At 61.5% G+C, this 9,694-nt stretch carries 7 protein-coding genes, 1 tRNA gene and 1 pseudogene; 7 read left to right on the top strand and 2 right to left on the bottom strand.

Annotated elements, in window-relative coordinates; all coding sequences use genetic code 11:
* The 3 genes and pseudogenes from EOB59_RS32035 to EOB59_RS32025 all read left to right on the top strand — a co-directional run.
* A pseudogene (locus tag EOB59_RS32035) lies at window positions 1-388 on the top strand (hypothetical protein); the annotation flags it as partial.
* Between the two features lie 196 nt (window positions 389-584).
* On the top strand, window positions 585-2,498 hold the full coding sequence (locus EOB59_RS32030) for an acyltransferase family protein (RefSeq protein ID WP_128290122.1): 1,914 nt from the start codon (window positions 585-587) through the stop codon (window positions 2,496-2,498).
* A gap of 77 nt (window positions 2,499-2,575) precedes the next feature.
* Window positions 2,576-2,649, top strand: a tRNA-Gly gene (locus tag EOB59_RS32025).
* Between the two features lie 2 nt (window positions 2,650-2,651).
* Here the strand turns inward: EOB59_RS32025 and EOB59_RS32020 are convergent.
* Window positions 2,652-2,888: a hypothetical protein gene (locus EOB59_RS32020; protein WP_128290121.1), complete on the bottom strand. Its 237-nt coding sequence runs from the start codon at window positions 2,886-2,888 to the stop codon at window positions 2,652-2,654.
* Between the two features lie 130 nt (window positions 2,889-3,018).
* On the bottom strand, window positions 3,019-4,008 hold the full coding sequence (locus tag EOB59_RS32015) for a LysR family transcriptional regulator (protein ID WP_127395813.1): 990 nt from the start codon (window positions 4,006-4,008) through the stop codon (window positions 3,019-3,021).
* 313 nt (window positions 4,009-4,321) lie between these two features.
* Between EOB59_RS32015 and chvE the strand changes: the two genes are divergently transcribed.
* The 4 genes from chvE to araD1 all read left to right on the top strand — a co-directional run bounded on the left by chvE (window position 4,322) and on the right by araD1 (window position 9,625).
* A complete protein-coding gene (gene chvE, locus EOB59_RS32010) occupies window positions 4,322-5,392 on the top strand; it encodes a multiple monosaccharide ABC transporter substrate-binding protein (protein ID WP_127395812.1) in 1,071 nt (356 codons plus the stop codon).
* A gap of 121 nt (window positions 5,393-5,513) precedes the next feature.
* Window positions 5,514-7,046, top strand: coding sequence for a multiple monosaccharide ABC transporter ATP-binding protein (gene mmsA / locus EOB59_RS32005; protein ID WP_127319685.1), 1,533 nt, complete (start codon window positions 5,514-5,516; stop codon window positions 7,044-7,046).
* Window positions 7,043-8,329 carry a multiple monosaccharide ABC transporter permease gene (gene mmsB, locus EOB59_RS32000; RefSeq protein ID WP_128290120.1) on the top strand — a complete coding sequence of 429 codons (1,287 nt, stop codon included), beginning with the start codon at window positions 7,043-7,045 and terminating at the stop codon, window positions 8,327-8,329. Before mmsA ends, mmsB begins: the two co-directional genes overlap by 4 nt.
* A gap of 303 nt (window positions 8,330-8,632) precedes the next feature.
* A complete protein-coding gene (gene araD1 / locus EOB59_RS31995) occupies window positions 8,633-9,625 on the top strand; it encodes an AraD1 family protein (protein WP_127319683.1) in 993 nt (330 codons plus the stop codon).
* Window positions 9,626-9,694 lie beyond the last annotated feature (69 nt).

Genomic DNA, 9,694 nt, shown 5'->3' with positions numbered 1-9,694 from the left:
GGCGGGGGTCGCTGTGCTCGGCAGCGTCTATCAGGTAGCGCCAAGTCCGAAGACATCGGCCAGCGGGGCGCTGGCATTCGCGCAAAGCCATCATCTATCCGGCAACGTGCTGAATTCCTACAATTTCGGCGGCACGCTGATTTTCCACGGGTTCAAGACCTATATCGACGGACGGACGGACCAGCTGTTCCTCGGCGGTTTCACAAAGAGCGATAACGACACCGGACGCGGCGACGGCAAGCCGCTCCTCGAAGCCCGCCTGAAGAAATACGCAATAGATTGGGCGCTGCTATCGGCCGACGACAGCCGCATTCCCTTCTTCGACCAGTTGGGCTGGAAACGGGCCTATTCGGACGACTACGCGGTAATCTATCTGCCCGGCGCCTGATCCCGGTGCGTTCCTGGCGAATTTCGCGACAGCAATATATGCCTTGACACCCATGTTGCAGCGCAGCAAAATTGCTGCCTGGGGGTAAGCCTGTGAGATCGACGAGCCGGGATTTTCAGCACGATCGACGACATCGCCGCATGAGCGTGTCGGGTGCGGCCGCACGGATCCTGGTGGTCGCGCGCGGGCCGGCCGGATGAACTACCGGCGCGACATCGACGGCCTGCGGGCCGTTGCGGTGCTGCCCGTCGTGCTCTTCCATTTCGGCGTGTCCGCCATTCCCGGCGGCTTCACCGGTGTCGACATCTTCTTCGTCATATCGGGCTATCTGATCAGCGGCAGCCTGCTCGATGATCTTGAGCGGGGCCAATTCTCGATCGGCCGCTTCTACTGGCGCCGCGCACGGCGCATCCTGCCGGCGCTGACCTTCGTCATCCTGCTCGCGAGCATTGCCGCCTGGTTCATCCTTCTGCCTTCGGATCTCCACGAATTCAGCCTCAGCGTGATCGCCGCCTCGACCTTCTGGTCGAACATCTATTTCTGGAAAACGACGAACTATTTCTCCATCGACGCCGAACTGCGGCCGCTCCTGCACACATGGTCGCTTTCGGTGGAAGAGCAGTATTATATCTTCGCGCCGATCCTCCTTTATCTGATCTACCGATACGTCTCGAAGCGCTGGCTGACGGTACTTCTGCCGATGGCCATCGGCAGCTTTGCCCTGGCAGTCATAGCAACCTCGCTGGCACCGACGGCAGGGTTCTATCTCTTGCCGACGCGCATATGGGAGCTGGCGCTGGGCGCCATGCTGATGTTGCGGAAGCCTCCGGTCCTAGCCAGTCGGCTGGCGATGGACCTGATCGGCCTCGCCGGCTTTGCCCTGATTGCATTTGGCTTTGTGATGATTTCGGACAGCGATCCGTTTCCCGGCTACAATGCCCTATTCCCCTGCATCGGAACAGCTCTGCTGATCTATGCTGGCCAGGATAGCGCCGACAGGCCGGCACCTGTCGCCACTCGCGTGCTTCGGTTGGCGCCGCTGGTCTGGGTCGGCCTCATTTCCTATTCGCTTTACCTCGTCCACTGGCCAATCAACTCCTTCGTCCATTATCTCTCCCTGAAGACTGTCGGTGTGCCAACGATTATCGCGATGACGGTTGCCAGTTTCGCCTTGGCGGCATTCTCCTGGAAATATGTCGAGCAACCCTTCCGCCACAAACGAGCCTATACCGCCCCGCTGCCCATCTTCGCGTTTTCGGCGACGGCAATCGTGCTGCTGTGCGCCGGTGGTTTGGCCGGCGCACTGGGCAACGGTTTCCCGCAACGGTTTCCGGATTTCTCGACCGAACGTATCCGGGTCGGCGACTGGCGCAACGGCATCTGTTTCAACGAAAACGGGACCGGCATCGAAGACTGGAACCTTGCCGACTGCACCCGTACAACGGGCTTTGCCACCAATGTGCTGCTGTGGGGCGATTCTTTCGCTGCCCACTATGTTCCGGGACTTGAGCCCAACGCCCAGAAAATCCAGGCCAATGTCATCCAATACACCTATGCCGGCTGTCCGCCCGACCTGACCTATTTTTCCTATGCTCGGCCTGCCTGCACCCGCTTCAACGAACGGGCCTTGTCGATCATTCGCGACGCCAACATCCAGGCGGTGATCCTGAGCGGCCGATGGACCGACTACCAGGCCAGGGGCTTCGACGGCCTGCAGAAGACGATCGATCGGCTTCGCGAGATGGGGGTCAAGGTCTATACCGTCGGCCAGTCTCCGGAATTCATCGCCGACGTCCAGAAGATCGCTTTTTTGGTGAAACGGGAGCATGCCGGAACCACGTCCTGGCCGATGGCTATGGATCCGGACATCAACGCTCGGGTTCTGCCGTTCACCAAAGGGGGCGATTTCATAGATCCGCTGACGTATCTGTGCGACTCGGCCGGTTGTTCATACGCCGATGCCACGACCAATGAATTTCTCTACTTCGACTATGGCCACTTCTCTTCCGCCGGCGCGACGCTGGCCATCTCGAAATACTGGCCAAGCTTCGCCCCCAGCAATGAGGTCGCGGAGGCAAAACGGCAATTCACGGCCGCGGGCGCGCCGTGATCCGCAGCACGACCGTCGTGAGAACAGGCCGCTTTGCGATTGCCCGACGGCTAACCCTCATGGTAACGAGGGCGCACGCGGGTATGATGTAATGGTAGCTTGTCAGCTTCCCAAGCTGAACGCGAGGGTTCGATTCCCTCTACCCGCTCCAGTCTAAGGCGTCAGAACCATTTCAGCGCCTGCCTGTTCGTCGAACACAACCGAGCAGCCTCGCGCAAGCGCCACCGTTGCGAGGGCGCTTGCCGCCGCGTCATCCGATGAAACGAAATCGCCGGTCAACACCCGCAATTCTTCCACGCCTTCAGCCATGGAAACGAAATTCCCGACCGATCGATCGTGCTTGCAGGCCTCGATCACGCAAAGCAGATCGATGATTTCGAAGCTGCGCATGTTCAGCCTCCAGAAGAAATCGTCCCTTGCAAGATCATGAACGCATCGGCGGGAAATAATGTTCCCAGCTCGCTTTCGCCAGCCTCGGCCTGGCGGTGCTTTTGCCGGACAACCTTACCCGAGCGAACCATCATCCCACTTCCCTCAGAATGAAGTCGTGCAGCATCTTGGCGGCCGGCGACAGCGCGCGATTCCTAACCGTGATCAGGCTGTAGGGCCTGACCTCGATGTCGAATTCGGTCTGGACGACGTCGATGGCGCCGGCCAGCCCGTCAGGGTTCTGGATGAATTTCGCCACCTGGACAGAGACCGGTGCGATGGCATCGGATTGCGCGACCATGACCAGGGTCAGGAGCAGCGAACTGGTGTTCAGGATACGGTCCGGCAAAGCGATGTTGCGGTTGAGGAAGTTGCTCTCCATGGCCTGGCGCAAGGGCGAGCCGCCAGACTGGAAGACCCAGTCATAGGCGGCGGTCTCTTCCAGCCGCACCGCCTCGCCCTTGGTGAGCGGATGGCCCCGGCGCACGATCAGGCAGGCCTTCTCGACGCCGATGACGCGCGACTCGAACAGCCGCGGATTGAGATCGTCCGGGATGCGGGCGATGATGAAGTCATGGCGCGTGGCGATCAGCTCGCGTGCCAGCACATTGGAGGTCTCGACCTGCATGGTGATCTCGATGCGCGGATAGATGCGGCGGATTTCACGAATTGCCGGCACCGCCAGCTCGATTGCAGGCGCGGTCACGGCACCCAGGAAAACCGAACCACCCTTGCCCGCCTTGAGCTCGGAAATCTCGCGGTCCACCTCACGCATCTCCAGCAGGATCGAGCGCGCCCGCCTGGCCAAAGCCTTGCCGTATGGCGTCAAGGTGATACCGCGCGGCAGCCTCTCGCACAGCTTGACCTCCAGCACCGCCTCCATCTCTGCGATCATGCGCGAGGCCGCCGGCTGCGAAATGTTCAGAACCTGGGCTGCCGCGCTGACCCGGCTGTGGTCGTCTAGCGCGACGATCATGCGCATGTGACGCAGACTGAGACCGCTGCGCAGCAGGGTTTCGCCATCGCCCGGTGCTTCTCTGTAACCATTTGAAGCTGTTGTCGGATTCCCGGGCCGCGCCATCGCTTTTCCCTGCCTTCTGCTCGTGTAAGGCCGACCTTGGAGTCAGCCCGTCACGTCCCAATACATATACCAACCATGATATAGCAACCATCAAAGATCGCATTTGACAGTTATGGCAAAGACCCACACCCTCCGCGCGTTCCAAGACGTGACGGTCGCTGACGAGAAAAATCGTATCGATTGAATCAGCGTCTCGGGGCCATGGGAGGATACCGGAGATCGATATGACGGCAGCAGTGCCCTTGGCGCTTCTGCACGATTGCGCGGCCCGCGACCCCCGGGGTGCCGCGTCCATCAAACAGGGAGAGTTAAAGTGAAAATCATCAAGACACTGGCCGCCGTCGCGGCCCTTGGCATCGCTGCCATGACCTACTCGGCGCACGCAGCCGACAAGGGTCTTGTCGGCGTGCTGATGCCGACCAAGACCTCGCAGCGCTGGATCAATGACGGCGACGCCGTCAAGTCCCAGCTCGAGGCTCTCGGCTACACCGTCGACCTGCAATACGCGCAGGACGACATCCCCAACCAGCTCAGCCAGCTGGAAAACGAAATCACCAAAGGCCCGAAGGCGCTGATCATTGCTTCGATCGACGGCACCACCCTGTCGGATGCTCTGCAGAAGGCCGCTGACGCGGGCGTCGTCGTCGTCGCCTATGACCGCCTGATCAAGAAGACCGCCAATGTCGACTACTACACCACCTTCGACAATTTCGGCGTCGGCGTGATCCAGGCGAATTCGCTGGTTAAGGGCCTCAAGGAGCGCTTCCCGAACACCAAGCCGTGGAACGTCGAACTGTTCGGCGGCTCGCCCGACGACAACAACGCCTTCTTCTTCTACGACGGCGCCATCTCCGTCCTGCAGCCGCTGATCGACGACGGCTCGATCAAGATAAAGTCCGGCCAGACCGGCATGGACAAGGTCGGCACGCTGCGTTGGCTCGCCGCCACCGCCCAGGCGCGCATGGACAATCTGCTGTCGGCCAACTATTCGGACGGCAGCCGCGTCGATGGCGTTCTGTCGCCCTATGACGGCCTGTCGCGCGGCATCACCGCCTCGCTGCGCGCCGTCGGCTACGGCACCGAGGCTCAGCCGTGGCCTGTTGTGACTGGCCAGGATGCCGAGACCGCCTCGGTCAAGCTGATCATCACGGGCGAGCAGTACTCGACCGTGTTCAAGGACACCCGCGAACTGGCCAAGGCCACCGTCGAGCTCGTCGACAAGGTGCTCTCGGGCGGCAAGCCGGACGGCCTCGATGAAAAGACCTACAACAACGACGTCAAGGTCGTTCCCTCGATCCTGTTGACGCCGCATGAGGTCGACAAGTCGAACTACCAGGCACTGGTCGTCGACTCCGGCTACATCAAGGCCGACGAACTGAAGTAACCCCGGTTACAAAATCAGGGGTCCTGCGCAACGCAGGGCCCCTTTTCGTTCACCAGCGAGCCCGGTATTGTCGCCGACCTCGCCGGCAATGTTTGCCGACCTCTCAAGGAGCGGTTGTCCCATGGCCCCGACGATTTTGGAGATGCGCGACATCACCAAGACGTTCCCCGGCGTGAAGGCGCTGTCGAACGTCAATCTCAGCGTCGAGGAAGGCGAGATTCATGCCGTGGTCGGCGAGAACGGCGCCGGCAAGTCGACGCTGATGAAGGTGCTGTCGGGCGTCTATCCCTCAGGAACCTATGACGGCCAGATCATCTTTAACGGCGGGGAATGCCAGTTCAAAGGCATCCATGACAGCGAGCGCAAGGGCATCGTCATCATCCACCAGGAACTTGCGCTGGTGCCGATGCTGTCGATCGCCGAAAACATCTTCCTCGGCAACGAGCACGCCAGATACGGCATCATCGACTGGAATTCCAACGAGGCGCGCACCAGCGCTCTGTTGAAGAAGGTGGGCCTCAAGGAGGACCCCAAGACGCTGATCACCAATATCGGCGTCGGCAAGCAGCAGCTGGTCGAGATCGCCAAGGCGTTGAGCAAGGAAGTCAAGCTCCTGATCCTGGACGAGCCGACGGCGTCGCTCAGCGAAAAGGACAGCCAGGCGCTGCTCGACCTTCTGCTCGAATTCAAGCGGCAGGGCATGACCTCGATCCTGATCTCGCACAAGCTCAACGAGGTGAACCGGGTCGCCGACAAGGTCACGGTCATTCGTGACGGGCGCACCATCGAGACGCTGGCCAAGAAGGACATCTCTGAAGACCGCATCATCACTTCGATGGTCGGCCGCTCACTCGACGACCGCTATCCGCCGCGCGAGCCTGACATCGGCGAGGTCGTGTTCGAAGTGAAGAACTGGTCGGTCTATCACCCGATCCATGCCGAGCGGCAGGTGATCAAGGGCATCGACATCAACGTGCGCAAGGGCGAAGTGGTGGGCATTGCCGGGCTGATGGGCGCTGGCCGCACCGAATTCGCCATGAGCCTGTTCGGCCGCTCCTACGGCCGCCGCATCTCCGGCGAGGTGCTGCTCAAGGGCAAGCCGGTCGACGTATCCTCGGTGAGCAAGGCGGTCCAACACGGTATCGCCTACGTCACAGAGGACCGCAAGACCTACGGTCTCAACCTCATCGACCATATCAAGCACAACATCACGCTGGCCAATCTTGGCGGCGTCTCGCGCCACAGCGTGATCGACGACATGCGCGAGCTCGCCGTTGCCAACGACTATCGCAAGAAGACCAATATCCGCGCTTCCAGCGTCTATCAGATGACCGGCAATCTCTCCGGCGGCAACCAGCAGAAAGTGGTGTTGTCGAAATGGCTGTTCGCCGACCCGGACGTGCTGATCCTCGACGAGCCGACGCGCGGCATCGATGTCGGCGCCAAGTACGAAATCTATACGATCATCGCCCGTCTCGCGGCTGAGGGTAAGGCGATCGTCGTCATCTCGTCGGAAATGCCGGAATTGCTTGGCATCACCGACCGCATCTACGTCATGAACGAAGGGCGCATCGTGGGCGAAATGCCCGCCGCGGAAGCAAGCCAGGAAAAAATAATGCGCGCCATCGTTCGTGGAGAAGGAAAAGCAGCATGAGCACCGAAAGCGCCCCCGCCCCGCAGGGCAACGTCGCCGAAGAGCAGCGCCCACGCATCGCCGTCTCGGCGCTGACGACGAACCTGCGCGAATACGGCCTGATCCTGGCGCTGATCGCCATCATGGTGTTCTTCCAGTTCACCACGAACGGAACGCTGTTCAAGCCGGTGAATCTTAGCAACCTGGTGCAGCAGAACTCGTTCATCATCGTGATGGCGCTGGGCATGCTGCTGGTCATCGTCTCCGGCCATATCGATCTAAGCGTTGGCTCGGTCGCTGGCTTCATCGGCGCGCTGGCGGCGATGATGATGGTCATCTGGCCGCTCGGTCCGTTCAGCAATCCGCTGGTGGTGTCGATCATCTGCCTGATCGTGGGCGGCGCGATCGGTGCGGCGCAAGGCTACTGGATCGCCTATCACCGAATACCGAGCTTCATCGTCACCCTGGCCGGCATGCTGATCTTCCGCGGCATCTGCCAGGCCCTGCTGGGCGGCGGATCCTCGGTGGGGCCGCTACCCGATGGCTTCAAGGCGCTCAGCTCCGGCTTCATCCCGGATGTCATCGGCCCGCTGACGCTGATCCCGCCGACGGTGAACGCGGCCGGCAAGACCGTCATGGGCAGCGGCCTGACGCTGCACATGACGACGATCGTGCTGGGCCTGATCGCTGTGCTGGCCTACGCCTATTTCGGGGTGAGGACGCGCCGCAAGCGCGAACGCCATGGCTATGAGGCCGAGCCCTTTGCCCTGTTCGTCGTCAAGACGCTGGTCGGCAGCGCGCTGGCGCTGTTCCTGGTCTACCAGTTCGCCAGCTACAGGGGCCTGCCGGTGGTGCTGCTCGTCATGGGCGTGCTGATCTCGCTGTTCGTCTTCGTCACCAAGCGCATGACCATCGGCCGCCGTATCTATGCCATGGGCGGCAATTCCAAGGCCGCGCAGCTGTCAGGCATCAACACCGAGCGGCTGACGCTGATGGTGTTCATCAATATGGGCGTGCTGTCGGCGCTCGGCGGCCTGATCATCGCGGCGCGACTGGGACAGGCGGTGCCGGCCGCGGGCCTCGGCAGCGAGCTCGATGTCATCGCCGCCGTCTTCATCGGCGGCGCCTCGGCGATGGGCGGCGTCGGTCAGGTCATCGGCGCGGTGGTCGGCGGCTTCATCATGGGCGTGATGAACAACGGCATGTCGATCATGGGCGTCAATGTCGACTGGCAGCAGGTGGTCAAAGGCCTGGTGCTGCTCGGTGCCGTGATCTTCGACGTCTACAACAAGAACAAGGCTTGAACGGGCTTAAGAGCAATTCCAGGAAAATGTGAAACGGTTTTCCGCCGGGAATTGCACCAAGACAATAGTTAGAGCGGTTCGCCGTTTCCGTGAAACGGTGGACTGCTCTAGGCGAGGCAAGCAGGAGGCATACGATCGCGGCGCTGCCGGCAACCCGCCGGTAACAGAAATCCCTGAGGGACCAGGCCCGCGAGCGCAATCCGAACTGAGAATTTAAACCGTGGCATGGACGAGGTCCCGGCCGCGCTGAGTAAGGTCTGCCGTTTTGGCAGTCCTGCAAAGGCAAATGAGAGAGGATTCATCATGCTGATCTCCCAGATCCTCGACGACGCCGAGACCATCCGCGTCGTCGCCCGCAATGGCGGCAAGACCCGGATCATCAATGGCGCCCGCAGCGTCTATTCGCTGGCGATGGAGGCCGCCCGCACCGGCGTCGGCCTCGTCGCGCTGATCGAACGCAAGGGGCTTGGCGAGACGGTCGATCTCGAGGCCGCTTACAAGAAGGGGCGGCTGCTGTCGCCGATCAATCACCCTGATCCGGCGCATCTGCACCTGACCGGCACCGGGCTGACGCATCTCGGCTCCGCCGCGACGCGCGATTCCATGCACAAGAAGCTGAGCGCCGACGGCGAGGAGCAGCTCACCGATTCCATGAAGATGTTTCGCATGGGGCTGGAGGGCGGCAAGCCGGCAAATGGCCAGATCGGCGTGCAGCCGGAATGGTTCTACAAGGGCAACGGCACGATGGCGGTGGCGCCAGGTGCCGCACTTCTGTCACCGGCCTTTGCCAAGGACGCCGGCGAAGAGCCCGAGGTGGCCGGCATCTATGTCATCGGCGACGACGGCGCACCTTTCCGCGTCGGCTTCACGCTGTCGAACGAGTTTTCCGACCACGTCACCGAGCGCGTGAACTATCTGTTCCTCGCCCATTCCAAGCTGCGCAACGCCTCGTTCGGTCCGGAAATCCTGATCGGCGACCTGCCGCCCGATATCCGCGGCACCTCGCGCATCGTGCGTGACAGCGAGGTGCTGTGGGAAAAGCCGTTCCTGTCCGGCGAAGCGAACATGTCGCACACCATCGCCAATCTCGAACATCACCACTTCAAATACGCGGCCTTCCGCCAGCCGGGCGACGTGCATGTGCATATGTTCGGCACGGCCACGCTCTCTTTCGCCGACGGCATCAGGACCGAGGCCGGCGATGTGTTCGAGATCGAGGCCGGGGACTTCGGCCTGCCGCTGCGCAATCCGCTCGAGATCGAACAGCCGGTGAAGGTGGCGGTGAAGGCGCTTTGAGGTAGCGCCTTTTTCCTTCTCCCCTTGTGGGAGAAGGTGGATCGGCGCGTTAGCGCCGAGACGGATGAG

Source organism: Mesorhizobium sp. M7A.F.Ca.MR.176.00.0.0, assembly GCF_004023165.1.
Lineage (GTDB): Bacteria > Pseudomonadota > Alphaproteobacteria > Rhizobiales > Rhizobiaceae > Mesorhizobium.
Note: the sequence above shows the minus strand (reverse complement) of the source record. Positions and strands in the feature narration are given on the sequence as shown.

Excerpts from the sequence above, each read along its gene's own strand:
- EOB59_RS32020 (WP_128290121.1), bottom strand. The coding sequence starts at position 2,888 with ATGCGCAGCTTCGAAATCATCGATCTGCTTTGCGTGATCGAGGCCTGC.
- mmsA (WP_127319685.1), top strand. The coding sequence starts at position 5,514 with ATGGCCCCGACGATTTTGGAGATGCGCGACATCACCAAGACGTTCCCC.
- araD1 (WP_127319683.1), top strand. The coding sequence starts at position 8,633 with ATGCTGATCTCCCAGATCCTCGACGACGCCGAGACCATCCGCGTCGTC.
- mmsB (WP_128290120.1), top strand. The coding sequence starts at position 7,043 with ATGAGCACCGAAAGCGCCCCCGCCCCGCAGGGCAACGTCGCCGAAGAG.
- EOB59_RS32030 (WP_128290122.1), top strand. The coding sequence starts at position 585 with ATGAACTACCGGCGCGACATCGACGGCCTGCGGGCCGTTGCGGTGCTG.
- EOB59_RS32015 (WP_127395813.1), bottom strand. The coding sequence starts at position 4,008 with ATGGCGCGGCCCGGGAATCCGACAACAGCTTCAAATGGTTACAGAGAA.